Below are 24802 nucleotides of genomic sequence, written 5' to 3' on the forward strand. Positions count from 1 at the left end.
CGGAGCGCCGTCCGCCTGCCGTCGCTCGAGAGCACGGTGGACTACCCGTCGCAAGAAGACCCCTCCGCCGGAATCCGGACCTGTGACCACGCTGTACGCCGCAAAAGGCACAGGACGTGGAGAACAGAAACCTTGGTATCGGTGACACCTTCGTCCAATCGCGCCCGAGAGATAAACAACATCTAACAGGGGCTCTTCCGTGAAGCGATCCAGGAGGGTCCCGTGGACGGCAATGTAACCCCCGCACAGCTTCGAGTGCTTCGGCGCACGCCCGCATATTGGCGCGTCACCTTCGAAAACCCACCGCTCAATGTGATGGGGCCGCAGATGGTCCGTGAATTCACGACGCTGATCGACGCCATCGAAGCCGACGACGAACTGCGCGTCCTAGTGTTTGATAGCGCAGTCGAGGGCTTTTTCCTTAACCACTCCTACTTCAAGGCTCGGATCGCGGATATCCTGTCATTGCCGCCGGGACCAACGGGCTTGCCGCCGTGGCCGGATTTCCTCGTGCGCCTGACCCGGGCTCCGGTTGCTTCGATCGCCCTGATCCGCGGACGCGCTACTGGCAACGGCAGCGAGATCACGCTGGCATGTGACATGGCGTTCGCCAGCCTGGAAAAGGCCATCATCTCGCAGTGGGAAGTCGGTGTGGGCATGGTTGCCGGCGGCGGCCCAATGGCCCGACTGCCGCAACTCATAGGGCGGAATCGCGCAATGGAGGTGCTGCTCACCTCGGAGGACATCAGCGCCGATCAGGCCGAAGCCTACGGTTATATCAATCGGGCCCTGCCCGACGCCCGACTGGATGACTACGTTGACGCGATCGCGAACCGGATCGCCAAGTTCGACAAGTGGGCGCTCGCCCAGACCAAGCGCCTGGTCAACACCAGCCTGCCACCGGACGTGGAACTTGGAGCCGGCTGGGAGGCGTGCGTTGCTTCTCTTGGCCGCCCGGCGGCGCAGGACGGAATCAAGGCCCTTACCGACAGAGGCTTCCAAACGCCCGGTGATGTCGAGAACCGACTTGCCTTCCATCTCGGCGAACTTCCGCAACGTTAGTCGCCGACCCCCTCGGCGCCCCCCAAGCTATAGGAGACAGCATGAAGACGTTAATTGTAGCGGTCGCTCTCTATGGCGTCACGGCGTTCGGCCCGCCGGCCCTGTCTGAACCGCAGCGGGCGAGCGCCTATCAGTATGTGCTCCCCCTGGACCTCGCCGTTGAGGCGGCTACGGAAGCGGTGAGTGTATGCGGCCTCCAGGGCTATCGGGTCACAGCGACGGTCGTTGACATGGATGGCATCCCGAAGGTCGTGCTCCGCGGCGATGGCGCCACAGTCCACACGCGCGAATCGAGTTTTGAGAAAGCGTTCACGGTCGTCACGCTCGGCCCGGAATTCAACTTCGACACATCCGCCGCGCTCTTCGAGCTCGTCAAGACCAATCCATACGCGCCGCGCCTGGCGCAGGTCCACCACGTTATGGCACTCCCCGGCGCGGTCGCCTTTCACGCGGCCGGCGCGATCGTCGCCGCGTTGGGGGTCGGCGGCGCGCCGGGTGGCGACAAAGACGAGGTTTGCGCGAGGGCAGGCGTATCGAGGGTCGAGGACCGCCTGCCCCATTGATGCATCGCCCTATCCGACTTGAGTCGGTCCAATAAGCACTCCGACCCTTATGGCCAGACCGCCTTTACTTTGGTGAAGGGTTCGAGTGGCAGCCCTTCCTTCTCTGCGCGGACTCGCCACGCCGTCGACGTCCGATTGGTCGCGTGTGACGTCGGGCGTTCATGTTGTCACGCGATGGAAGTAGGAACCGCGCATTTGCCGGACGAGTCTTTGGCGTGATCAAGATATCGAATGTTGGCCCTACAATCCGATCAACGGCTCGGCGATGCCCTGAATCTGTCAGGCAAATCGAGATTTGTTGGGAGCGGCGACGCGTGAGCCAGCTTCGCTGAATGGTGCGTCACGCCCCGGGTGCGTCACGCCCCAGGAGCGGCTCGCCGAAGATTAGGGAGACAACACGAAAACCAGAACGAGCCTGCACTGGCATCCCAAGTCCCTCGCGGCCTTACCTTCAATCGGGCGAGCGTCCTTCGAGGAGCAGTGCCTGACGCTTAGCCTCGAGCGCCACGCAAGCCTGTAGCACCCAAAAGCCAAACAGGTTGGAAGCGGCTGGCGCATACGTTGGTATAAGCCGCAGCGGGCCTCCGGCGGTGCTACCGTGGCCGATCAATGTGAGGGCCATGCCAAATGCCGATAGAGACCGGCGAACGGCCGATCGTTCATGTTGTAGACGACGACGCCTCAATGCGTGGCGCGCTTGAGAGTCTGTTTGATTCTGTGGAACTTTGCGCTCGCACCTATGGAACAGCTCAGGATTTCCTGAACAGCGGCTATATTTGTCGTCCCGGATGCATTGTCATTGACGTGCTCCTCCCCGACATGAACGGTCTCGAATTTCAGGTCAAGCTAACTCAGATTGGCATTCGTCTTCCGGTTGTTGTCATGACAGGGCATGGCGACATCCCAATGTCGGTTTCAGCCATGAAGCTCGGAGCCGTGGATTTCCTGCCCAAACCTTTCCATGACCAAGACATGCTGTGCGCGGTCATGGCTGCAATCGATCGCGATCGCCACGAGCTCGAGCTTGAGGGCAATCTTTCGGAGTTGCAAAAGCGGTTCGCAACGCTCTCGTGCCGGGAACAGCAGGTCATGTCGCTGGTAACAAAAGGAAGGCTCAATAAGCAGGCAGCCTGGGAACTCGGAATTAGCGAGATCACGGTTAAGGTCCATCGAGGCGGCGCCATGAGAAAGATGGAAGCGCGGACCTTGCCTGAACTAGTCAGAATGGCTGATTTGATCGCTCGTCACTGAACTGACTAGAAAGCCAATTCCGCATCTCACCGCGCGCATGCGTCGCGACTACGTATATCTATTTTATTCAATTGTTACATCAAAATAAGGACGGCTCGTGCCGAGAATTCATTCATTAATAGTTGTCGATGACGATGTGTCTTTTCGCAATGCACTTGTCGCGTTGCTTGATTCTATGGATTATGACGCACAAGGGTTCGCGTCGGCTGAGGCCTTCCTTGCTGCGCGCGCTGACATATCGTGCGACTGCGTGATCACCGACGTTCACATGCCGGGGATGAACGGCTTTGACCTTCAGCGGCTGCTCTTGAGCTGCAACTCCAAAGTACCAATGATAATGATCACTGCCCGCGCCGAACCGGGGCTTGAGGCGCAAGCCTTGGCGAGCGGAGCCACCTGCCTGCTCAAGAAGCCCTTCGAATCCGGGGCCTTGATAGCTTGCATTGAAGCCGCGCTAAAGCCGTAGGGACGGAAGTGCTGCCTTCTCGCGGGACTGCCCCCACATATACACGCCGGCGTCCACGCGGCGACCTCTGGCCGCGTACGAGCAGCTAGCTTTCGAAGCAGGGGAGACTATGGTGCTCACACGCGCCGGCGGCGTGCGACCGGATTGGCTATCCGAACACCAACTCGCGCAGCTTTAACGGCTTCGAATACGCAATGTATGCGAACAGTCCGCGCACTCTACCAGGCGACAATGCCCTGGTCCTCACAGGAGCTCCGCCAAGCCGGGCGCAGAAGCTGGTCGCGCTGGGCGTCGTGCCCACGATGTTGGCACTCGCGTTCTGTGTCGCCCGACCATTCGCAACCGTGCAACTGCGCCCGATCGAGGCCTTCGTGCCGTTCTACGTAACGACAATTTTTGTGACAGACGTCGTTACCGCCGTCATCCTGTTCTCGCAATTTTCAATTCTGCGCACGCGCGGCCTATTGATTATTGCGAACGGATACGTATTCGCAGCGCTGGTCCTAATTCCGTATGCCTTATCGTTTCCCGGGCTATTCGAGTCAGGCACAGTCTTAGTTGGCGGCCTGCAAAGCACGGCTTGGATCTACATCCTCAGGCATTGCGGCCTTGCCGCGTATATGAGCGCATTTGCGCTCTCGAACAGTGATGCCAAAAATGCCACCGTGCGCAGTGGCGTGCGCAAGGCCATTTTTCTAAGTATAAGTGCAACGATCGTAATCGTCCTTGCTGTCTCCGCCTTGTGCCTTTGGGGTCAATTTTTACTGCCTACGGCCACGGCCGACAATATACGCTTCGGTTCAAGCTGGTTTTACTACGCCGGGGCGCCGACGGCGTCATTTTATGGACTTGCTATGATGCTTCTCTGGCGGCAGCGACGCACCGTACTGGGCCTGTGGCTAATTGTTGTGGCCTTTGTCCACCTCGCCGGAATCCCGCTCAGCTTCTTCCCATCGTCGAGCCGTTTCAGCGTGGGATGGTATACCGTCGTGATGACCAACCTAACGGCGAATAGCCTGGTTCTCATTATTCTCCTCGTCCAGATTTCGACGCTCTACACCCACGTCTTGCTGGCGGTTCGTGCGCAGCAACGCGAGCGAGAGGCGCGCCTGGTCACCGGTGACGCCGTGGCCGCCATGATCGCGCACGAAGTGAAACAACCACTTGCGGCCATGATTACGCGCGCCGAGGCGAGCCTCCGAAGGTTGGAGCGCTCCGCGCCAGAGCTCGACAAGGCGAAGGATGACATCAAACAGATCACCGCCGATGGATATCGAGCAGCAGATATCATCGACAGCATCCGCGCGAATTTCAAGAAAGACCAGAGGATGCGGGCAGCCTTAGACGTCCACAACCTGATCGCAGACACGACGGTCCTGATTCGCGACGAACTGCAAAAGCAGCGGATCGCGCTTAAGATTGAGCTCAACTCCAATCGGTTGGATGTTTCCGGCGACAGAACCCAGCTACAACATGTGCTCTTGAATTTGGTCTCGAACGCGGCGGAATCGATGGCAGCCGCCCGTGGAACTCGGGTCCTTACAGTGAGGACAGAGCTCCGCGACAATAACGAAGTCGTGGTATCGGTCGCTGACACAGGAACCGGCATCAGCCCACAAAACATCGAGCGAATCTTCAATCCGCTCTTCACAACAAAAACTACTGGTATGGGCATGGGTCTCCCGATCTGCCGCTCCATCATAGAAGCGCACGGCGGACGCATCTGGGTTGCGCCGAACACCCCTCAAGGCGCCGTGTTCAACTTCGCGCTGTCGCTCGATGCGACGGCCGCTGGCGTTTAGCCGACTATCCCTCAAGGGTGCCGGTTTCAAGATGAGCCACTTCAATGGCAGCCATCATTGGTTCCGTGCCCCCCCGGAAGGTTCGATCGACTGCGCCAGAAAACTCCCGCGCACAATCCGGCGCTAGCCACCACTTAGAAGATTAGACCAGGAAAGCGATTGACCGAATCTGAGGCTGCGCGTCGCGAGGCGCGCTCCAAGCCAATGCCCAACTACATGCAATGTCGTCGCGACGATCACAATCGCGAAACATTTACATCCGCTGGCGGCATCGAAGGCTGGGGCTCAGGTCGCCCGGGGGATGAAGCCGGGTACGCCAGTTTCGACCACAGCGTTGAATCGGACATTCGTGGTTATGCCGTTACGAATCTCCTGGAGGGCATCTTGCGGCAGGGTGGAGACATCGAAGTTCTCTTGGATATGGCCGAGCCTGGTGGAGGTGGTAAGGAAGGCGGTGCCGCGTTGTATAGCCCAAGCAAGCGCAACCTGCGCCGGCGTCTTGCCGACCCGCCCTGCGATGGCCGTAATCACGGGGTCGTCCACCACCCTCGGATCCATGTTGTGCCCCAATGCCGCAAACGCCTGAAGGACAATCCCGTGCTCGCGACAGAAATCGACCAGCTCCCATTCGGGCAGATAAGGATGGGACTCAACCTGCACCACCGCAGGCTTGATCCGCGCCGAAGCAACGATCTCGCGTAGCTTTTCTAAAGTGATATCCGATAAGCCGATTGACCTGCACTGACCGTCGTCGACCAGTCGCTCGAGTGCCTGCCACGTCTCGATTAAAGTCACGCCAGAATCATAGATTACCTGACCGCGCTCATCCCTCGGATCCTGCTCATCACCCGGCCGAAAGGCAAACGGAGTGTGGATGAGATAGCAATCCAGATAGTCAATCTGTAGCCGCCGAAGGCTAGCGTCGAAGGCAGCTCTGACCCGCTCGGGGCGATGATTGGTGTTCCATAGCTTCGTAGTAACAAAGACATCCTCTCGTCGCGTTATACCCGCATCGAAAGCAGCCCGCATCGCATCGCCAACCGCACCTTCGTTACGGTAGCGTTCCGCACAATCGAGATGTCGAAATCCCACTTCCAATGCAGTCTGTGTAGCTTGCCTTGTTGCCAGGAGATCCGGGATCAGCGTCCCGAAACCAACCGCGGGGATCGAGCCGGATCCATTAGCCAGGGGAATCCGCGTATAGCGGAGCATATCGGGGGATGTCATTTCATACTCCTTTGGCGGTGCTGTGGCCCAATGAAGCGCGGACCGGATTTCTGTGGCGACCGCGCCTCAGAACACGCGGTCGATTGGAAGAGCCCGCGCATCCGCATAGCCCGGCCCCCAAAGTCGAAGAGAACGCCGTCGTTGCCGCGGTCCTCGAATGTCACGTGGCCAAGCGTGGATTGCGCAAAAGCAGCACGAGTGGGCTCACGATCAGCATCGCGATCATCATTAGCTCGAACTGGTCGATGATCCCGACAAATGCTGCCTGGTGAGTAACCAAATGATTCAGTGTCGCGAGGGCAGGCCCGGTGATCTCCCCGGTAGGGTGAGCGGCTGCACGGAACGGCGTAAGGTTCTTTGCGAGCGCCAGGTGCATCGCCTGGGTTGTGTCGTAAAAGAATATCTGGACCAACGCGATGCCGATCGTGCTGCCGTAAAGGCGGGAGAGATTGAAGAGCATTGTGCCATCTGCGCGGAACGCCGGATCGAGCGTAGCGAAAGCCGTATTCGTGAGCGCAGGCAACAAGATGCCTAAGCCCGCTCCCTGGAACACGCCAGCGACGATGACGGGCCGCCAGTCCATCGCCGGTGAATAGCCGAGCATTCGCCAATTCGCGTAGATCACGAGAACCAGCCCGACGGCCACAAGCAGCCGCTTGTCGATTCGCGCTGGAATGCGGACCGTCAGTATCAGCGCGCCCACGAGCGCGATGCTGCGCGGAATTGCCATATAGCCTGTGGTGTCAGCCGGGTAGCCAAGTAGCTCGTCAAGCATCGGCGACGTCAATGCCATTGTCGGCAGCAGCACAAGGCCAACTGCAAAGTACATGATCGTAGAAATAATGAAATTTCGATCTTTGAACAAGGCTTTATCGAGATAATGGACCTTTGCGGTCAGGACATGCACGAAATAGAGATAGAAACCGAGTGCCGAAGCAGTCGCCTCTGCCCATATTTCGGCTGAGTTGAACCACTCCATACGTTCACCACGGTCAAGCAGCAGCTGCAGACCAATCAAGCCTAGCGAGAACGCTGCCAGGCCGAAGAAGTCGAAGGGCAGTGTTTGCTCGACCCGCTTCTCCCGAAGCGTGAGCGCCACTGTGAAAGAAATTAGCCCCGCAATCGGTAGACTGACATAAAAGATCAAGCGCCAATCGTGATACTCACAGAGCCAGCCGCCGATGCTTGGGCCGCTCACGATGCCCAGCACGGAAATCACTGTCCACACCAAGCTTATGCCGGCCCGTCGCACAGGCGGCGCTATGTCGAGCAGGATCGCCAAGGATAGCGGAGCTAGGATGCCGCTCGCGCCGCCTTGGACGAAGCGGGCGGCGATGAACTGCAGCGACGTGTCCGCACGCGTGGCAAGCACAAGGCCAAGAGCGAAAACGACGATCGAGACCTGATAGACGGCCTTTCGCCCATAGCGGCTCGCGAGCCAATGTGCCAACGGCATGGTGACGATGCTCGCCGCGAGGTATGAGGAAAATACCCAACCGGCCTCGTCGTCGGCCATCGAAAGGGTACCTTGGATATGAAGCAAGGCCGCATTTGGCAGTGAGACATTGACCGCTTGAATATAAGTCGCTGCTAGTGCCGCAACTGTAAGGGCGCGGCGGCCGTCGGCTGCAGCGTTCGATTCCATCAGGACACTCATTTGGCCGCCTCCACCGCGAGGACAGCCTGGAAGGGATGGCGCCACGTGCGCCGATAGCCCGTATCCACCCTCACGTTGGCACTGACGCCGGAGAACAGCGGTAGGCTCGGATCGACCTCATCGAGCTCAAGGCGGACCGGCAGACGCTGGACGACCTTAACCCAATTACCCGTCGCGTTCTCGGGCGGGAGGACCGCAAAATCTGATCCGGTTCCCGGGCTCATACTGACGATGTGAGCCCTAAAGGTATGGTCCGGATAGGCGTCAACGTCGATTGCTGCCTCCTGCCCCGGACGCATATGTGTCAGGCCCGTCTCCCGGAAATTCGCCTCGATCCAGATGTGTCGGCTAGACATCAGCGAAAACACGGCTGCACCGGGACTAACAAAGTCGCCGATTTGAAGGTCATCGACTCTTGTCACGATGCCGTCATCGGGCGCCGTCACCGCAGCATAAGAGAGGTTGAGCCTGGCCCGATCTAGCTCGGCCCTCGCTGCGCGAACCGACGGATGGCGATCTACCTCGATATTCGGATCGCCATTCAACGCAACCACGGTGCTGGCGATCTGCTGTTCGATCGATGCGATGTGCTGTCGGGCGACCTTCAGGTCGGTCTCGGCTCTCTCATAGGCAGCGCGTGGTGTCCAATCAGAAGCAACAAGCGACTTCTTGCGGCCGAACTCGCGTTCAGCGAATTCCGCGGAATCCTTTGCCGATTGGAGCTCCGTCAGTTGCCGACGATAGGTCGCCCTAAGCCCGCCAACCTCGAGACGCGCGCTGCCCAGCCGCGCCTCCGCCTGATCGACTGAGATCTGATACGGCTCCGGATCGATACGGAACAGGAGTTGGCCTCGTCGGACGCGCTGATTGTCCACGATGGCAATTTCGATTGCTTGGCCAGCGACCCTCGCGTTGATCGTTTCCTTTGCAACCCGGACAAAGGCATCATCCGTCGACACATAGGGCTCCTCACTCAAATAGAATCCCGCACCGACAGAAGCCGCAATTAGTGGAAGGATGATTAGCAAGGGACGGCGCAGGCGCTCCCGTAGGGTCCTACTCGGTATCAAAGCGCCTTGGCCCACTCCGGGACCATCTATTCCCTCCCTCGACTGCACACTGATCTGTGAGAGCCGCGCCACATTCTCCGCGTCCCCAGCGATTTCGGAAATCGTCAAACAGCCGTGTGGCGCAGGCGAGGAGTGCATGGTGGGTCTCATAGGCATTGAATTTTGTACTGCGTCGCATAAATATGGACGACTGAAATCGCCGTCAAGGTTTTTGTGCGAAATGGTACAAAATAGAGACACGAAGACTACGCGTCGAGGGCGGCCACGCGCGTATGACCCCCAAGCGGCACTGCAGCGAGCGAGAGACAAATTCTGGATGAGTGGATACTCCAGAACATCCCTTGACGAAATTTGCGCCGCGACCGGAATGAACCGGCCGAGCCTCTACGCGGCTTTCGGCGATAAGCATTCGCTCTATCTGAAGGCGCTCGAACAATATTGGAGCCTAGTTCTTGGAGCGACGACAGGGGCGCTCCAAGACAGCGACCAAACACTGCGCGAGGCCCTAATGCGCGCGTATGACGAGCAATTATCAATCTACTTCTCTGAAGACGGTTCGTCGCGCGGCTGCTTTGCAATCGGCACCGCCACAACCGAGGCCGCCGAGGATCGTGAGATCCGGGATGTCCTCGCGGAGGGACTTCGCGGGCTCGATGCTGACTTCGAAGCCCGTCTCCAAATAGCGCACCAGAGAGGTGAACTGAAGAACGACGCCAATCCCGCGGCGCTGGCAGTCCTGGCATCCGCTACGCTACATACCCTTGCGATCCGTGCCCGAGCAGGCGTCAACCTCGCCGATCTAAGGGAGATTGCGCGAAAGGCAGTGGATGTCATCTGCGGATGACCGGCGGACGATCGATCGGAATGGATCAGGCGACGTATGTCTCGCCGCCCGTGCTCCTCGTTTGTGCTGGTCCGGTTTAACCGTCGGGCTCCCCGGTCAATGGTCAAAAAATACCGATCATCCAAGATCACCGAATCCTTTCCGTTGATGTTACTTGTGACGAGAATCCTGCGCCGGACGGGTAATGACCAAGTGTAGGACATGACGTTTCTCCTCTTGGCGCGTCATTGCCTAGCTAGTCGTTTCCATGTACGGCCATGACAGCTATTGAGGCGACTGTACATTGGTGTCGCCGGTACCTTCGTATTAGGCCAAGGAGACCATGGGTCTGCACCCCTCGCTCGCTGAGGCAGCGAATCGCGGGAGCGGCACCGTAGCGCTATGAGTAAGCGGTAGTGGGCGGACCCGAGAAAGAGCGGCGATTACGCTTGGTAAACCTCGATAGGCATTCCCGGCGCGTCGCCAACGACATACACCCGCTCTCAACAATACGGCCGTTGACGATACCGTTGGCCAGCGCTCCTACCTACCTTGCCAATGAGGTGGTGGGCGAGAGTGGCCGTATCGACCGGCTGCTCCGGCCGAGCAAGCGGCCGAAGGCGACCCCAGACGCAATCGGTTCAGGGCATCCGCTCGACCCATTCCGCGCGTGAGGGTCCTGGCTCGAACGGATCGCTGAAGTACTGAGTTTCGTGAGCCACCTTCCCATCGCGGAACTCCATGATGCTCACGGTGTAAGAGGGCCGCCCGTCATAGCTGAGGACAAATTCAGTGACCCAGAGATTACCAGCGCCGGTTATCCGCCGTACTGTGAAGCGTTTCCGGTTCGGCTGGGCGGCGCGGGAGGCCTGGATATTCCGGCGCCCGCGGATGCGCTCGCCGGATTGCGGATACTCAAGCACTGAATCCTCCCGATAAAGCTTGTGCTCCGCCTCGAGATCGTTCGCATCGGAGGCAACCCAGTGGCGATCCAAGGCCGCTCGAATTTCTGCGTCCTTCATATCAGATCTCCTTGACCATGGCCGTCGACCTCAGAATGCCGACCGCTGTACTTGGCACACTCTCGCAGAGTACGGCTGGCCGGCTGGTCGAAGCCGAACCGACTTTTCCCTGTCGTCTGCCTTTCTTGGTGCACCCGTCTCGCGCAACTCGCGCCCGGGCGCAATTATACCGCGATCGCAACCACCTCCCGCTTCTTCGCTTGTGAAAGTTAAATCACGATCGTTCCTTCGCGAATTGATACGATGGTCTCACCGATACCAACGTGCAACTGCTTTTGCTCGGAACCTGTGGCGGAATGACAGCCGCCGGTTCCGCCTCATACACTGGAGAAGGACGATGAGGGTTCTGATGGTATTGACGTCGCACGACAAGCTCGGTGATACCGGCCGCAAGACCGGCTTCTGGCTCGAGGAAGGGGCCGCCCCGTATTACGTGTTCCGTGATGCCGGCGTCGCCTTGACACTCGCCTCCCCCAAGGGGGGTGAACCGCCGATTGATCCGAAGAGCGACCTGCCCGAGAACCAGACGCCGGCTATGGCGCGGTTCAAGCAGGATCTCGCAGCACAGAGGGACTTTGCCAACACCCAAAAGCTCGAAAATATGCGTTCGGAGGATTTTGACGCGATCTTCTATTCTGGTGGCCACGGGCCAATGTGGGATCTGGTAGACAGTCTGGTCTCCATTGCACTGATCGAATCCTTCTACAACGCTGGCAAGCCAGTGGCCGCCGTCTGCCATGCTCCGGCGGTGCTTCATCGCGTTACATTCCGGGGCGAGCCGATCGTGCGAGGTAAACGCGTCACGGGCTTCGCCAATAGCGAAGAAGAAGAAGTTCAACTCACCCATGTCGTCCCATTTCTTGTCGAGGATGAGCTCAAGCGCCTCGGTGGACTCTTTGAAAAGGCGCCGAATTGGCAGAGTTTCGTCATTACCGATGGGCGACTGATCACGGGACAGAACCCAGCTTCCTCGACCGATGGCGCCGAGGCCCTGCTACGGCTGGTCTCCCAGTTGAAGACTTCGGAGCACACCTCAAACGCCGCGTGACTGATGCTACTCGGCCGCCATCTACAATACCGCGCGGCGCTTCAAGTCATCCTCTCCAATCCTACCGGGCCGGCATTCAGCCGGCCTGGCATATGCTGCGATCGCCTCCCCCTGGCCCCGGCAGTGCAGAGCCAGCCGGGAGTGCCGGTACGGCTATTTGGGGGCAATTCATGCACGGCATTGGCATCGGTTCTCAAACGCACCTCCATCCGAACAACTGCGGCACGCAGCAGCCGAGGGGCGATGGTTGGATCATCGCTTTCAGTCATGAGCTCGCTCAGTCGATCGCCGCGATCGCATTGCATGGTCAGGCCAGCAAGCAGTGGTTGGATGGCATCGAACTCGCCCATGAGGAGGCTCGCGCAAACATCGATGAAATAGTCCAGAACGCACTGCGAGCTGGTGAGATCCTTCGTCGCATTCGCGCGCTGTCTGGAAGCGGAGAGCTCGAATTGGTGGAACTTGATCTCAACGAACTCATGGCGACGTGCGCGGCGACGATTGAGAGCGAACTCATCTGGAACAATGTACGTCTGTGCGTCACCTATTCACAAGCCGCGCCACGTGTGTCCGGCGACAGCATGATGCTCGCAACGGCCATTCTTAACTTACTACGCAATGGCCTTTCGGCGATGGCGCGGGTGGACGATCGGGCGCTAGAGCTTCGCTTGCGGTCGTGTTGGGATGCCAGGGGAGTACGTGTGACTGTGACGGACAACGGAGTCGGAATGGACGGTAGGGACCTCGATCTGCCATTCAGGTCATTCTTTACTACCGAGGCTAATGGAATGGGAGTCGGGCTGTCACTGTGTCGGGCAATCGTCGAACTACATGGAGGGTCGATTTGGGCCGAGAACAATGATGGCCACGGAGCCGCTTTTCACATTGTTCTGCCGCGGCTTCAGCGGTGAGCACTCGCCGCAGGTCGAAAATGGACGTGAAGCAATTATAAGCTGACCCATAGCATAACTAGTTTATCAGGCGCACACTTAGAGATCGAGCTGGACATCTGAAATAGGCCGCGCACAACATATGAGGGTCGATCCATCGGCCGCTTCCTCGAGAGGCTGGGGGTCGTAATTTACATCGCCATCGATCAGGCCCGTTTCGCAGGTGTGGCACACGCCACTCCGGCACGACCAACGAACCGGCACCGAGCATGCCTCCGCAAGTTCAAGAAGACTGCTGTAGCGTTCCGCCCAAGGCGTCGTCACGCCACTGCGCACGAATGTGACCGAGGGACCCGAGCCTCTCGGGCCTGCCGGTTGGTGTGGCGCACCATCAGCGTCGGATACGACGCCCGGTGCGAGCGAGGGAGCCGCTCCGAAGAGCTCGACATGGACTCGGGATTTGCTCACACCCCAACCATCGAGGCCGGAACGCAAGTCCGCGAGGAAGGTGGGCGGACCGCACAAGTAGAAATCCGCCGAGGGTGGAACGCCAATCTCGCGAAGCCACGACGCGTTGACGTGGCCCTGCTGGTCGTAGTCGACACCTGCTCGGTCGCTCGGGCCCGGTCGACTGAAGACGATGCGGGAATGGACTTCTTTCAAACCGGCCAACAGCGCCTTGACCTCCACGCCAAAGACCTCGCTTTCACCGTTTCGCGTTGAATGAATCCACCAAAGCTCTCTTCTCAAACGTGATTGAGATGCGACCGCCGCGTACAGCATGGCAAGGACGGGCGTGATGCCAACCCCTCCACTCAGCAGGACGAGGGGCGAGTCGCTCTGGTCCAGGGTGAAGGTTCCGCGCGGCGCACTGCTCTCGAGAATATTGCCAATCTCGACCCGCTTGTGGAAATAGCTACTGCCTGGCCCACCTTCATTCTTGACGGCGATACGATAAACGCCGGCGTCGGGCGCCCCGCAGAGTGAATAGATGCGGGAGACGATCGAGGCGCTGCCCGTTGCCGGCAGACGGAAAACGAGATGCTGCCCGGGAAGATAGGTCGGAAGCGCCGACCGGTCGATTGCTTCCAGCGTGAACGAACGAATGTCATCGCTTTCTTGGGACATCGTGACCACCCGCAGCGGCCGAAACCCGGTCCAGGCGGCCTTGGGCTCAGGAGGGACAAGGCCCGCGTTCCCGCTCAAACCCGTTTTGCTCTTCATCTCCAACAGTGATTTGAAGGAGCTTTGCCAACCGACGCTCAGCATCGGGATACGCAGCGCTCGCTCAAGATTTTCAATTGGGTGATCAGACGAATAAAGAAGGGTGTCGATGTCGGCTACCGTCATCTGTTCCGGCCCGTCGGCCACCTTCACGATTGGATCCCCTGCCGCCACGAAGCCTTCTTCAATGACGCGGAAATAAAATCCCGGCCGACGATGCGCAACCAAGAGCGACGGCAACTGGGCATGCTCGAGTCGGATACCGACCCTGTAGCATGTGACGCGGGGTTGGCTGACTTCGAAGAGCGCGCCGCCGATGCGATACTGGTCGCCTATGCAAACGTCGGCATCGGCAAGACCGGTGACGGTAAAATTCTCGCCAAAACTCCCGGGCTCCATCCCGGGTCTACCGAGGTATTCCTCCCAGTAGTGATATGACTCCAGCTGGTAAACCATGACAGCACGTTGCTCCCCACCGTGACCATCACGGTCGCCCTGCCCGTCACCGTCAATATTTAGCCGACGAACGAAAACCCGCCCAGGGACCGGCGACTTCCAGACTGCAGTCCGAACCGTCCGACCCTGCCATTGGATATCGCGCGGCAGCCCTACATTGACCGAGGTGAGGAACGACATGGAGCCATCTCTCGCTGTAGCCGCTTTGGATCAGGGTGCGGGCGACGGCGAAGTCAGCTTCGCGAGGATGAGTGAAAAATACTCGCGCGCATCTGTCCACTCGCCAACCGGCGTCCAACCACCGGCCCGCAGCAACAAGCGCGCCTCGCGCACGCCGTACTTCAGGCTGTTCTCCGTGTGTATCGTCTCTCCCAGCGACATCGCAAAGATTTCGCCATCGATGATAAATTCCACATCACGCGTTGCTTCAAGGTGCATCTCAATCCGCGACTCGTCCTCGTTCCAGCGAACCCGATGCCTGAAGGCGTCAACCGGGATGGAACCCAGTAGTTCGCGATTAATCCTCCGGAGAAGGTTGAGGTTAAAATCAGCGGTGACTCCCTCCGCATCATCGTAGGCGGCCAGAAGGGTGCTGCTGTCTTTCGTTCGGTCTATGCCAATCAGCAGCATAGAATCCGAGCCGAGTATCCCGGCCATGCCTCGCAAGAGGTCGACCGCCGCGGGTACGAGCATGTTGCCGATCGTTGACCCCGGAAAGAACCCGAGCCTTGGCAGGCCGTCAATGGAGCCAGGGAGTTTCAGCGGTCTGGTAAAGTCCCCCTCGACCTCATGTACGGGAAGCGTTGGGAACGCAGAACGAATAAGCGCCGCCGATGCATGTAGAAACTCGCCAGATATATCGATCGGCACGTATGCGGATGGCTCGATGGCTGAGAGCAGCATTGGCGTCTTTGCCGATGAACCCGAACCAAATTCGACCACCGCTCGGCGCGGCCCAGTCAGCGTCGCGATAGCGTTTACCGCGTTGGCCAGAATTTCACGCTCTGTACGCGTCGGATAGTACTCCGGCAGTGCAGTGATCCGCTCGAAAATTCTGGATCCGCGAAGATCGTAGAACCATCGAGCAGGGATCGCCCGCCGCCGCTGACTGAGACCAGCAATAACGTCTTCGCGAAACGCGGGGTCAGGCAGGAAGGGCGCATTGTGGCGTGTCTCGATCGACCGAACAAGCATCAGATGTCCCTCGCAAGACGGACGCCAGTGAACTGCCAGCGCTGATGTGGGTAGAAGAAATTGCGATAGCTGGCGCGGACGTGACCGCGTGGAGTTGCACAACTTCCGCCCTTCAGAACGAATTGGCCGGACATGAACTTTCCATTGTATTCGCCAACGGCTCCGGGTGCCGCGCGAAAGCCTGGGTAGGCGAGATACGCCGAGGCGGTCCATTCCCAGACGTCACCGAACATCTGGGCGACACCATCGGCGTGACTGGCCGGCCATGCGCGGACCGCTTCTGCGCGATCGAGTAAATTGCCCTCGGTGTCGTTGAGATTCTCGGCCGCGCTTTCCCATTCGGCTTCCGTCGGCAGGCGCGCCCCTGCCCAGCGAGCGAAAGCGTCGGCCTCATAGAAGCTGATGTGTTGAACCGGAGCGCTCTCGTCCAAGGCCGTTACGCCGTCCAGTCCAAATTGACCCCACGAGCCACCTTCGTCTCGCCGCCAATAGAGAGGCGCGTCGATTGCATTTTGTCTAACCCAGGCCCAGCCGTCCGCCAGCCAATTGCCTACTGTGACGTACCCTCCATCTTCAATGAAGGCCTGCCATTCTCCGTTGGTGACCACACGATCAGCTATGGCGTGAGGCGTGAGCCAGGTCTTGTGACGCGGGCATTCGCAGTCAAAAGCGAAACCGCGACCGGCATGCCCGACGTTCACCGGCCCTTCACGCCCTTCGATCCACCTGACCGGCCGGGAAACATCGAGGGGCCTCGGCCCGCGTGATGGCCAGACAGCCGGCGCAAGCGGGTTCTGGGCGAAAAGATTGAGAAGATCAGTGAGAAGGAGTTCCTGATGCTGTTCCTCATGGTGGCAGCCCAAAGTCAAGAGTTCGAGGGCTTCAAGAGGCAGCAGGCCGATTGCTGATCGAACCGCATCATCGACGTGGAGGCGATAGGCGCGTGTCTCGTCAAGCGACGGACGAGTTATAAGTCCGCGAGACGCTCGACCAATCCGGGCCCCTTTCGCCTCATAGTAGCTGTTGTACAGGAAAGGAAAGCGAGCATCGAAGAGGCGGTATCCAGGAACGAATTCGGCCAACACAAACGTCTCGAAGAACCACGTCGTATGCGCCAAATGCCATTTTACCGGGGACGCATCCGGCATCGATTGCACAGACGCATCGGCGTCGGAAAGATTCTCCGCGAGCGCGAGACTTAAGGCGCGTACGTGGCTGAATCGCCCTGCCGACGACTCCGTGGCGGACTCCGCCCATGTATCGATCGTCTTAACGGTCGCTGCCATCGAGAGCCCTCTACATCTATGCAATAAAACCGACTTCCTCGGGAGACCCGTGGCGTAGCTGACCGGTTAACCCCGTGTCCTCGTGCCCGCCGGGGATATATTCGCTCAAGAGCCGTAAAGCGACGATTGCACTTAGGTATGGCCAGTACCTTCGTATAGGTCCGCGACCCAAGTCGAGCGGGGTGTTCCTTTCGCGGCCTCACTTCCAACATTTGGAAGTTCAGGCAACCAAGACATCGGCACGTCGAGTTGTCACGTCGTCGGCGCAATGACGTTGCTCACACGGGACTGCACGCCCTTCGCCACCTGGGCTAGGCAACCGGGCGGCGACAGCGGCGCAATCCCATGCCCATCCGACTTTCAGGCCTCGCAGGTCCGCCAGCCAGGGCCCTGGCTAGCCTTTCGGCTCCCTGTTTTGGTACGCGATAGCTTTGTGTTCCGCCGCCTCTCGTGAGCGTGATTGCGAATTGCCCACCATGGGGCACTGAATCCTCATAGTGGAAAGGTGCTGAACACCATCATCTGCCTATTCTGGCGCTGCCCGACGACGACATCTCTAATAAGTGGAGACTGCACCCAATTCGCCGATTTTTACTTTCGGGAGTCGCACCGGTCTCTGACTCTGGCGTAATGGCGCACTGCACAATTCAGGTTCTTGGGCAGCGCTGCTTTACCGCTTGATTGAGTTGACCGTAGGCGCTGACCAATTGATCGAGGCCAAACGCGCGATTTCGTCCACTCGGATTTGGCAAGAGCCACACTGCAGCGCCGCCGATTGTGATCTGCTGGGGTCCCCACGCGATCTCCCGTTGGCCGGATAGCGCCGCATAGGCTGCCTTGCCGAGAAAAGCGACAAAGCGAGGTGCAAAGTGAACGATCTTTCGTTCAAATTCCATGGCGGCCGCGATGAATTCTTGTTCCGAAAGGTCATCTGCCCGCGCCGTCGGCCGCTCAACGACCACGGTCAGACCGCAACCGTAGTCCAGGATCGCACGGTCGTTCTCAGGAAGGATTTCCTCCGGAGTGAAGCCGGCAAGGTGGATCGCGCGCCAGAAGCGATTGTTCCTCCCGACAAAATGATGCCCCGAGGCGGCTGCGGAGATTCCGGGATTGATCCCGCAGAAGACCACGGAAAGGTGCGGGGCGATGATATCAGCGAGCGGTTTGGCCATGGGTATGCCTCACAATTTCGGCCCCACCGTCGTTGCGGATTAGCGTATGGAGACAAGGTAATTTCTTAATGCCACGGCCTGATTATGCTCGGTGTCCTTGGCCCCGTACAGCAATGTCACTTTGCCGTTCTTGAGAAGGTCACAAAGTTGGCCGAGCGCGCGTTCGTCCTGCGCCAACTCTATATAGTAGCGCCGGCAAAATTCCTCCCAGCGATCTGGGTCATGGCCGAACCATTTTCGTAGGGAGGTGCTCGGCGCTATGTTCTTCAGCCACAGGGTCAGGGCCGCGGTTTGCTTTGTCAGTCCCCGCGGCCAGATGCGATCGACCAGCACGCGAGCGCCATCATCGGTGTCCGCCTTCTCATAGATTCGCTTTGTCCAAAGATCTTTCGCCGACGCCGCTGCCGCGGCGCCGATCATGTGACGACGGCGCTCATCGATCGTCTCCGGAAAACTGACGGTGTTCATGGTGATGCCTCTCTAGGTGCGGCAATGCGCTTTGAAGTCCTGATGCGTCCGGACGTCACGAGACGAGCTGCTGGCCGCCGTCAATGTCGTAGGTCGCGCCCGTCAGCGCGGTGTTGCTCATGATGTGAACAGCGAGCGCGGCGATGTCGGCGGGTCCAACGACGCGCCGGATCGGTAGTGTCGCGCGCAGTTCCTCGCGCCGTTTGTCGAGATTCTCGCCGAGCAGCGATGCCGACAGCGGGGTGTCGACGAAGCCGGCAGCGATCAGGTTGACGCGGACCGGCGCCAGTTCGAGCGCCAGATTGGCGATGAGCGCGGGAAACGCCACGGTAACCGTCGAGACGATGGCGAGGCCCGGCCGTGGGCGACGCGCGCCGGTGCCGCCCATGAAGATCAGCGAGCCGGCCGGCCTGACCTTTCCGGCAGCGCTGCGCGCGACATTGAGCGCGAGCAGCAGGTGCTCGGTGAGATCGCGCCGCGCCTCCTCGGGAGGCATTTCGAGCGGGGAACGGTAGTGCGGGGCGCCGGCGGTGACCATGACGTGGTCGACCGGTTCCGGCAGATCCCGGAAGAACGACTCCAGGGCGGACGGATCATTGGCATCGAAGGCGGCGGTGCGCTCCGCGCCGACCTCGCGCGCCGCCTGATCGAGCCGGTCGCGATTGCGCCCGGCAAGGATGATTCCGGCGCCTTCAGTGCGGGCACGCCGGGCGGTCTCCAGCCCGATGCCGGCGCTGCCACCGATGACGATGACGGTCTGTCCGAGCAGTTCGGGCTTGCGCCGCATGGGGATTGCCGAGGTGCTCATGGATCCTCCGATCGCCACGTCAGGCCGGGCTAGCGTGCCTCCCGTGAAGCGCGTTCTACTTCGGCAGTTCCCGGCCGAGCTGCTCGGCCACCATGTATTGCGCGTACCAGTCCGGCCAGGTCTCGTCGTGCCGGCCGCCGGTGCGCTTTTCATGCTCGCCATGCGCGGTTGCGGCGCGCCGCAGCGCTGCCGCGAGGTCGGCTCCGGAGCCGAAGCTGGTCGCCTTCGAGTCGATCCGCCCCGGAAACCGGGTGGTGATCTCCTGGAGCAGCCAGCCATTGCCGTCGGGATCGTTGAACGTCGCGAACGAGACGTAGCTGCGTCCCTCCGGATCCCGGCCATTGATGGCCGGCTGTCCCGGTCCGGCACGGTGGAACACGTCGCTCACATCGGCGCCGTGGGCGACGAGGTCGGCGCGCGCCGCCACGATGTCCGACACGATGAGATAGAGCCCCTGCGCCGAGCCCGGCGCGGCCGCGGTGACGCCCTTGCCGAAGTGGATCGAGCCCGGCGAGCCGGGAGGCGTGAACTGCACCACCCGGAACGTGTCGCCGACCGGGAAGTCGGCATCGAGCCGCCAGCCGAGGCCTGCGTAGAACTGCTTGGAGCGGTCGACGTCCGCGACCGGAATGACGACGACCTCGAGCTTCAGGTCGACGGGACGCGCACTTGCGGTGTCTGACATGGCCGTTTCCTTTTCCATGCGGGTGGGCCTGATCCTGCCCGCCCCGTCCGGTTCAGATTTGCTGGCGCAGCGGACGGAACGACGTCCTGAGCTCGGCGCTGAAGGCCGCGGGCTGTTCCCAGGCGGCGAAGTGGCCGCCCTTGGGCAGCCGATTGTAATGGATGAGCTTCGGATACGCCTTCTGCGCCCAGCTCTGCGGCGCCTGGTAGATCTCGTCCGGGAAGGCGCTCACGGCGACCGGGATCTTGATGCCGCGGGGGTCGAAGAAGCCTCCCGTCGGAAAGTGCGCATTGTCCCAATAGAGGCGCGCCGAGGAGATCGGGGTGTTGGTCAGCCAGTACAGGGTGACATTGTCGAGGATGTCGTCGCGGGTCAGGCCCTCGGACTTGCCGTCGAACACGCCGGCGATCAGCTCGTAGCTGCGGATGTCGTGGTCGAGCATCCAGGCCGCCAGTCCGACCGGCGAGTCCACGATGCCGTAGAGCGTCTGCGGGCGGTTGTTCATCTCGATCGCGTAGCCCAGCCCGTTCTTGTAGAAATCGTCGAGCTGATCCCAGGCGCGCTTTTCGTCCGGCGACAGGCCGGCCGGCGGCGGGCCGCCGGCGGCGAGCGCCTTCGAGATGTCGGCAGGAACGGTGGCCGCCATGTTGGTGTGGATGCCGAGCAATCCCGGCGGTTCCTGCACCGCCATCAGTTCGGTGACCGCGTTGCCCCAGTCGCCGCCCTGCGCGACATATTTGGTGTAGCCGAGGCGTTGCATCAGCGTCGCCCAGGCTTTGGCGATGCGCACGGGGGTCCAGCCGGGCGCCGTCGGCTTGCCGGAGAAGCCGTAACCGGGCAGCGAGGGGATCACCACGTCGAACGCGTCCGCTGCGCTCCCGCCATGCGCCGTGGGATCGGTGAGTGGCGCGATGATCTTGATCTGCTCGATGATCGAGCCGGGCCAGCCATGGGTGATGATCACCGGCAGCGCCTTGTCGTGCTTCGAGCGGACATGGATGAAGTGGATGTCGAGCCCGTCGATCTCGGTGACGAAGTTCGGCAGCGCCTTCAACTGCGCCTCGCATTTGCTCCAGTCATAGTCGCTCGCCCAATATTGCGCGAGCTTGCGGGCGGTGGCGAGTTGCACGCCCTGCGTGGTGTCCGTCACCGTCTCCTTGTCCGGCCAGCGGGTTGCGGCCACGCGCCGGCGCAGATCGGCGACGTCCTCCGGCGGGAAGCTGATGGTGAACGGGCGAATCTGGTCGCCCGCCGCGGCGGCGAGCGAGGGCGACGGGAACAGGCTTGCAGCACCGGTAGCGGCGGCGGCGACAAGCACATCACGTCGCGTGAGGTACGAGTGTGGGTCCGACATGGCAGTCTGTCCTCCGTGGCCGCGGCCTCGGCCGGATAAGGCGGCCGCACGTCACGCTCGGCCATCGATCGCCGAATGGCGATTGCACGATGGTATCGCCAATACCTTGATATCGGCTGGCGACCCTCCGCATGGGCGCCAAGACGGCTCACCAAAGCAAAAAACTTCAAACCGATACCAAGGTACTATCGGCCACCAGACCGCGGTTGGCGCATGGTTCCCACGCGGTGGTGAAGCGCTCTCGTTGGAAGAGCTAACGATGCGCTCTCGAACCGAATTTCGACCTTCGATCGGGAGGCTATTGTTGAGACGAAGCGACTGGTCGACATCACGAGCCTAGCCCCGGGTTCCGAAAATCGCACCCGGGTGGCGTGGCTTTGCTTGGCGCACTGAACCGACCGGCTGCCCGGAAGCGAATAAATAAGTCGATGACTGTGGGTTTCACCAGCGGGGCAAGGTCGAGACGATGTGGGATATTACGTTGGACGGATCTGCCTTTGAGTTCATGAAAATAGAGGTGACCGACGTCAGATTCAGCAATCTGGATTGTGGGGCCGGATTGCCATGAGCCTTACCTTCGACGCGATCATCATCGGTGCCGGGCAGGCCGGGCCATCGCTTGCCGGCCGCCTTGCCGACGCCGGCATGAGCGTCGCCATCGTCGAGCGCAAGTTCTTTGGCGGCACCTGTGTCAACACCGGCTGCAAGCCGACTAAGACACTGGTGGCAAGCGCCTATGCGGCCCGCATGGCCGCCCGCGCGGCGGAGTATGGCGTAGTCATCGATGGGCCGCCGCGCATCGACATGGCGCGCGTGAAGGCGCGTGCCGGCAAAGTGATCACCGACTCGCGCCAGGGGATCGAGAGCTGGCTGGGCGGCATGGCAAATTGTGCCGTGCTGCGTGGCCATGCCCGCTTCGAGGGACCGGACAGGCTCCGGGTCGGCGACGAGATGCTCACCGCGCCGCGCATTTTCCTCAATGTCGGCGGGCGCGCCGCGGTGCCGGACATGCCCGGCGTCGACACCGTGCCGTTCCTGACCAACAGCAACATGGTCGAACTCGACCATCTGCCGAAGCATCTCGTGGTGATCGGCGGCAGCTATATCGGGCTCGAATTCGCGCAGATGTATCGCCGCTTCGGCGCCGATGTCACAGTCGTGGAGATGAATGACCGCCTGGTCTCGCGCGAGGACGAGGACGTCTCGGCAGCGATCGCCGACATATTGGCGGCGGAAGGCGTCGGCATCCGCGTTGGTGCCAAGTGCATCCGGCTCGCACCGCATGGCGAAGGGGTGGCGGTCGCGGTCGACTGCGTGAGCGGCGCGCCGGAGATCATGGGATCGCACGTCCTGCTGGCGGTCGGTCGCCGGCCCAATACCGACGATCTCGGCCTGGAGATCGCCGGCGTCGAGACCGATGCGCGCGGCTACATCAAGGTCGACGACCACCTCGCCACCAACGTGCCCGGCATCTGGGCGATGGGCGATTGCAACGGCCGCGGCGCCTTCACCCATACCGCCTATAACGACTTCGAGATCGTCGCTGCCAATCTGCTTGACGGGCAGGACTGGAAGCTAAGCCAACGGGTGCCGGGCTACGCGCTCTATACCGATCCGCCGCTCGGGCGGGTCGGCATGACCGAGACGGCGGCGCGTGCCACCGGTCGCCCCTTGCTCATCGGCAAGCGACTGATGACGCGGGTCGGCCGCGCGGTGGAGAAAGGCGAGACGCAGGGCTTCATGAAAGTCGCCGTCGACGCCGAGACCAAGCGGATCCTCGGCGCCGCGATCCTCGGCACCGGCGGCGATGAGGCGATCCACGGCATACTGGACATGATGAATGCCGGCGCACCGTACACGACGCTGCAGCGCGCCGTGCCGATCCACCCGACCGTCTCCGAACTCATCCCCACCATGCTGGGTGAGATGAAGCCGGGCTAGGGGTCGAACATGGTGGAAACTCGACGCGATCCACGACGCGCGATGGAGTTCGATCCTACCGTACGGCTGCTAGGCCTCGCGAGGATGGTGAACCTTGAATCGCCGGCGGAGACTCGAACCGCGAGCAATTGATCCGTTCTATACCAACGTATCGCAAATACCTTCGTTCAATATCTTCTTACTTTCGCCGCTGTCACTTCTGTCCTGCGCCGCGATTTCCGTCGCCCTGTGGTTTTACCGCTACTATCGATTCTCGCGCCAAGGAGCACGTGAAGATGTCGCATCATTATTCAGGTCCCAACTTTGGTTTTCCCAAGGCGGATGCGCGTCTAGATTTAACCGATCTCTATGCATTTCCCAAACCGGGAGACCCTGAGAAGTCCATATTGATCGTGAATGTGCATCCGTCCGCCACACTGATTGGTTCGGAAGTCACAACTGTCGAGCCGTTTGCGCCCGATGCCCTTTACGAGGTTATGATTGATACCAATGGTGATGCGGTGGTCGACATTTCGTATCGAGTAAGTGTTTCGCCGTCATCACAAGGTGTGCAGATAGCCACGGTTCGCCGCATAGAGGCGGAGGCGACCGCGGAGTCGGGCGACCGCGAGCGGATTGTGATTATGGGGGCGCCGGTTTCGACAGGCAGGCACGCCCAAATAACGACAGCTGGAGATTACCGACTTTTTGCAGGTTGGCGCAGTGAGCCGTTCTTCTTCGACACGTTAGGCGCGGTGGATAATCTTAACTTCACCGGTGCTGATTTCTTCGCAGACAAGAATGTGTGCAGCATCGTACTAGAAATGCCCAACTCCGCGTTGGGGTCTATGTCCGTTGGCCTGTGGGCTCGGGTATTGGACAAACAAGGCGAAGGTTGGGTACAGGTCGAACGTGGAGCACGCCCCCAGCAGGCCGTATTTCTGCCCGGTGACGAACGCGAGTCCTATCTCGCTGGCCAGCCCGCCGACGACGGCCGGTTTATCTCGACTTTCGCGCATGCTCTTGAGCACACGGGTGGATATGCGCCCGACGAAGCGGAAGCGGTCGCCAGGACGTTGCTGCCTGATATTCTTGCCTACGATCCCACACGACCGGCGTCATTTCCCAAGAACGGTAGAACGCTGACCGACGATGCTGCAGATACGTTTATCGCAATACTTACGAATGGTAGACTAAAGGGTGACGGCGTGGGTCCGCACGCCGATCTCCTTCCTGACTTTCCCTATTTGGCGCCGCCGCATTACGCGGCTGAGTGAGCCATCGGTCATTCATGTTGGCGCGAGTCGTTCCTCCAGCGGCGAGCGAGTTTGATCATCAAAACCACCTAGGAGAT

At 60.3% G+C, this 24802-nt stretch carries 22 protein-coding genes; 10 read left to right on the forward strand and 12 right to left on the reverse strand.

Annotated features, from left to right (window positions below; all coding sequences use genetic code 11):
* Window positions 1-222: 222 nt before the first annotated feature.
* The 5 genes from G3545_RS14705 (at window position 223) to G3545_RS14725 (ending at window position 5144) form a co-directional block, all read left to right on the forward strand.
* Window positions 223-1062, forward strand: coding sequence for an enoyl-CoA hydratase/isomerase family protein (locus tag G3545_RS14705; RefSeq protein WP_170013811.1), 840 nt, complete (start codon window positions 223-225; stop codon window positions 1060-1062).
* Between the two features lie 41 nt (window positions 1063-1103).
* Window positions 1104-1625 (forward strand): heme-binding protein, encoded by a 522-nt coding sequence (locus G3545_RS14710; RefSeq protein ID WP_170013813.1) that lies wholly within the window; start codon window positions 1104-1106, stop codon window positions 1623-1625.
* 627 nt (window positions 1626-2252) lie between these two features.
* Window positions 2253-2876 (forward strand): response regulator, encoded by a 624-nt coding sequence (locus G3545_RS14715; protein ID WP_170013815.1) that lies wholly within the window; start codon window positions 2253-2255, stop codon window positions 2874-2876.
* Between the two features lie 97 nt (window positions 2877-2973).
* Window positions 2974-3342 (forward strand): response regulator, encoded by a 369-nt coding sequence (locus tag G3545_RS14720; protein ID WP_170013817.1) that lies wholly within the window; start codon window positions 2974-2976, stop codon window positions 3340-3342.
* 194 nt (window positions 3343-3536) lie between these two features.
* Window positions 3537-5144 (forward strand): ATP-binding protein, encoded by a 1608-nt coding sequence (locus G3545_RS14725; protein WP_170013819.1) that lies wholly within the window; start codon window positions 3537-3539, stop codon window positions 5142-5144.
* 285 nt (window positions 5145-5429) lie between these two features.
* Here G3545_RS14725 and G3545_RS14730 read toward each other — a convergent pair whose 3' ends face one another.
* From G3545_RS14730 to G3545_RS14740, 3 genes are all read right to left on the reverse strand, one after another.
* Window positions 5430-6371 (reverse strand): aldo/keto reductase, encoded by a 942-nt coding sequence (locus G3545_RS14730; protein ID WP_170013821.1) that lies wholly within the window; start codon window positions 6369-6371, stop codon window positions 5430-5432.
* A 160-nt stretch (window positions 6372-6531) separates the two neighbouring features.
* Window positions 6532-8028, reverse strand: coding sequence for a DHA2 family efflux MFS transporter permease subunit (locus tag G3545_RS14735; protein WP_170013823.1), 1497 nt, complete (start codon window positions 8026-8028; stop codon window positions 6532-6534).
* Complete coding sequence (locus G3545_RS14740; RefSeq protein WP_246702837.1) at window positions 8025-8987, reverse strand: HlyD family secretion protein; 963 nt, start codon at window positions 8985-8987, stop codon at window positions 8025-8027. The genes G3545_RS14735 and G3545_RS14740 overlap by 4 nt, the downstream gene beginning before the upstream one ends.
* A 331-nt stretch (window positions 8988-9318) precedes the next feature.
* Between G3545_RS14740 and G3545_RS14745 the strand changes: the two genes are divergently transcribed.
* Window positions 9319-9942 (forward strand): TetR/AcrR family transcriptional regulator, encoded by a 624-nt coding sequence (locus G3545_RS14745; RefSeq protein ID WP_170018090.1) that lies wholly within the window; start codon window positions 9319-9321, stop codon window positions 9940-9942.
* A 620-nt stretch (window positions 9943-10562) separates the two neighbouring features.
* On the opposite strand, the gene G3545_RS14750 is transcribed toward G3545_RS14745, so the two are convergent.
* A complete protein-coding gene (locus G3545_RS14750) occupies window positions 10563-10943 on the reverse strand; it encodes a nuclear transport factor 2 family protein (RefSeq protein ID WP_170013827.1) in 381 nt (126 codons plus the stop codon).
* 337 nt (window positions 10944-11280) lie between these two features.
* On the opposite strand from G3545_RS14750, the gene G3545_RS14755 reads away from it, so the two are divergent.
* Both G3545_RS14755 and G3545_RS14760 read left to right on the forward strand, forming a co-directional pair.
* Window positions 11281-11991, forward strand: coding sequence for a type 1 glutamine amidotransferase domain-containing protein (locus tag G3545_RS14755; protein ID WP_170013829.1), 711 nt, complete (start codon window positions 11281-11283; stop codon window positions 11989-11991).
* Window positions 11992-12161: 170 nt separating this feature from the next.
* The gene (locus G3545_RS14760; RefSeq protein ID WP_170013831.1) at window positions 12162-12902 is read left to right on the forward strand and encodes a HAMP domain-containing sensor histidine kinase; all 741 of its coding nucleotides are present in this window, start codon (window positions 12162-12164) and stop codon (window positions 12900-12902) included.
* Between the two features lie 78 nt (window positions 12903-12980).
* On the opposite strand, the gene G3545_RS14765 is transcribed toward G3545_RS14760, so the two are convergent.
* The 8 genes from G3545_RS14765 to G3545_RS14800 all read right to left on the reverse strand — a co-directional run bounded on the left by G3545_RS14765 (window position 12981) and on the right by G3545_RS14800 (window position 21528).
* A complete protein-coding gene (locus G3545_RS14765; protein WP_170013833.1) occupies window positions 12981-14741 on the reverse strand; it encodes an MOSC and FAD-binding oxidoreductase domain-containing protein in 1761 nt (586 codons plus the stop codon).
* Between the two features lie 30 nt (window positions 14742-14771).
* Window positions 14772-15755 (reverse strand): L-histidine N(alpha)-methyltransferase, encoded by a 984-nt coding sequence (egtD, locus tag G3545_RS14770; protein ID WP_170013835.1) that lies wholly within the window; start codon window positions 15753-15755, stop codon window positions 14772-14774.
* Window positions 15755-17041 carry an ergothioneine biosynthesis protein EgtB gene (egtB, locus tag G3545_RS14775; protein WP_170013837.1) on the reverse strand — a complete coding sequence of 429 codons (1287 nt, stop codon included), beginning with the start codon at window positions 17039-17041 and terminating at the stop codon, window positions 15755-15757. Before egtB ends, egtD begins: the two co-directional genes overlap by 1 nt.
* A gap of 647 nt (window positions 17042-17688) precedes the next feature.
* On the reverse strand, window positions 17689-18213 hold the full coding sequence (mug, locus tag G3545_RS14780) for a G/U mismatch-specific DNA glycosylase (protein ID WP_170013839.1): 525 nt from the start codon (window positions 18211-18213) through the stop codon (window positions 17689-17691).
* 39 nt (window positions 18214-18252) lie between these two features.
* Entirely contained in the window at window positions 18253-18633 is a 381-nt protein-coding gene (locus G3545_RS14785; RefSeq protein ID WP_170018091.1) for a DUF488 domain-containing protein, read from the reverse strand.
* Window positions 18634-18736: 103 nt separating this feature from the next.
* Window positions 18737-19489 (reverse strand): SDR family oxidoreductase, encoded by a 753-nt coding sequence (locus G3545_RS14790; protein WP_170013841.1) that lies wholly within the window; start codon window positions 19487-19489, stop codon window positions 18737-18739.
* A gap of 55 nt (window positions 19490-19544) precedes the next feature.
* Window positions 19545-20174 carry a VOC family protein gene (locus tag G3545_RS14795; RefSeq protein ID WP_348644650.1) on the reverse strand — a complete coding sequence of 210 codons (630 nt, stop codon included), beginning with the start codon at window positions 20172-20174 and terminating at the stop codon, window positions 19545-19547.
* A 52-nt stretch (window positions 20175-20226) separates the two neighbouring features.
* On the reverse strand, window positions 20227-21528 hold the full coding sequence (locus tag G3545_RS14800; protein ID WP_170013845.1) for an epoxide hydrolase family protein: 1302 nt from the start codon (window positions 21526-21528) through the stop codon (window positions 20227-20229).
* A 564-nt stretch (window positions 21529-22092) separates the two neighbouring features.
* On the opposite strand from G3545_RS14800, the gene G3545_RS14805 reads away from it, so the two are divergent.
* Window positions 22093-23469: an FAD-containing oxidoreductase gene (locus G3545_RS14805; RefSeq protein ID WP_170013847.1), complete on the forward strand. Its 1377-nt coding sequence runs from the start codon at window positions 22093-22095 to the stop codon at window positions 23467-23469.
* 275 nt (window positions 23470-23744) lie between these two features.
* Window positions 23745-24725 carry a DUF4331 family protein gene (locus tag G3545_RS14810; protein WP_170013849.1) on the forward strand — a complete coding sequence of 327 codons (981 nt, stop codon included), beginning with the start codon at window positions 23745-23747 and terminating at the stop codon, window positions 24723-24725.
* The last annotated feature ends 77 nt before the right edge of the window (window positions 24726-24802 follow it).

The organism is Starkeya sp. ORNL1 (assembly GCF_012971745.1).
Taxonomy (GTDB): domain Bacteria; phylum Pseudomonadota; class Alphaproteobacteria; order Rhizobiales; family Xanthobacteraceae; genus Ancylobacter.

Bases quoted from the DNA above. Each gene is read 5' to 3' on its own strand.
- egtB (WP_170013837.1), bottom strand. From the start codon at position 17,041: ATGGCAGCGACCGTTAAGACGATCGATACATGGGCGGAGTCCGCCACG.
- egtD (WP_170013835.1), bottom strand. From the start codon at position 15,755: ATGCTTGTTCGGTCGATCGAGACACGCCACAATGCGCCCTTCCTGCCT.
- G3545_RS14805 (WP_170013847.1), top strand. From the start codon at position 22,093: ATGAGCCTTACCTTCGACGCGATCATCATCGGTGCCGGGCAGGCCGGG.
- G3545_RS14790 (WP_170013841.1), bottom strand. From the start codon at position 19,489: ATGAGCACCTCGGCAATCCCCATGCGGCGCAAGCCCGAACTGCTCGGA.
- G3545_RS14760 (WP_170013831.1), top strand. From the start codon at position 12,162: ATGCACGGCATTGGCATCGGTTCTCAAACGCACCTCCATCCGAACAAC.
- G3545_RS14795 (WP_348644650.1), bottom strand. From the start codon at position 20,174: ATGTCAGACACCGCAAGTGCGCGTCCCGTCGACCTGAAGCTCGAGGTC.
- G3545_RS14710 (WP_170013813.1), top strand. From the start codon at position 1,104: ATGAAGACGTTAATTGTAGCGGTCGCTCTCTATGGCGTCACGGCGTTC.
- G3545_RS14765 (WP_170013833.1), bottom strand. From the start codon at position 14,741: ATGTCGTTCCTCACCTCGGTCAATGTAGGGCTGCCGCGCGATATCCAA.
- G3545_RS14715 (WP_170013815.1), top strand. From the start codon at position 2,253: ATGCCGATAGAGACCGGCGAACGGCCGATCGTTCATGTTGTAGACGAC.
- G3545_RS14785 (WP_170018091.1), bottom strand. From the start codon at position 18,633: ATGATCGGCGCCGCGGCAGCGGCGTCGGCGAAAGATCTTTGGACAAAG.
- G3545_RS14725 (WP_170013819.1), top strand. From the start codon at position 3,537: ATGTATGCGAACAGTCCGCGCACTCTACCAGGCGACAATGCCCTGGTC.
- G3545_RS14810 (WP_170013849.1), top strand. From the start codon at position 23,745: ATGTCGCATCATTATTCAGGTCCCAACTTTGGTTTTCCCAAGGCGGAT.
- mug (WP_170013839.1), bottom strand. From the start codon at position 18,213: ATGGCCAAACCGCTCGCTGATATCATCGCCCCGCACCTTTCCGTGGTC.
- G3545_RS14730 (WP_170013821.1), bottom strand. From the start codon at position 6,371: ATGACATCCCCCGATATGCTCCGCTATACGCGGATTCCCCTGGCTAAT.
- G3545_RS14745 (WP_170018090.1), top strand. From the start codon at position 9,319: ATGGTACAAAATAGAGACACGAAGACTACGCGTCGAGGGCGGCCACGC.
- G3545_RS14755 (WP_170013829.1), top strand. From the start codon at position 11,281: ATGAGGGTTCTGATGGTATTGACGTCGCACGACAAGCTCGGTGATACC.
- G3545_RS14735 (WP_170013823.1), bottom strand. From the start codon at position 8,028: ATGAGTGTCCTGATGGAATCGAACGCTGCAGCCGACGGCCGCCGCGCC.
- G3545_RS14800 (WP_170013845.1), bottom strand. From the start codon at position 21,528: ATGTCGGACCCACACTCGTACCTCACGCGACGTGATGTGCTTGTCGCC.
- G3545_RS14750 (WP_170013827.1), bottom strand. From the start codon at position 10,943: ATGAAGGACGCAGAAATTCGAGCGGCCTTGGATCGCCACTGGGTTGCC.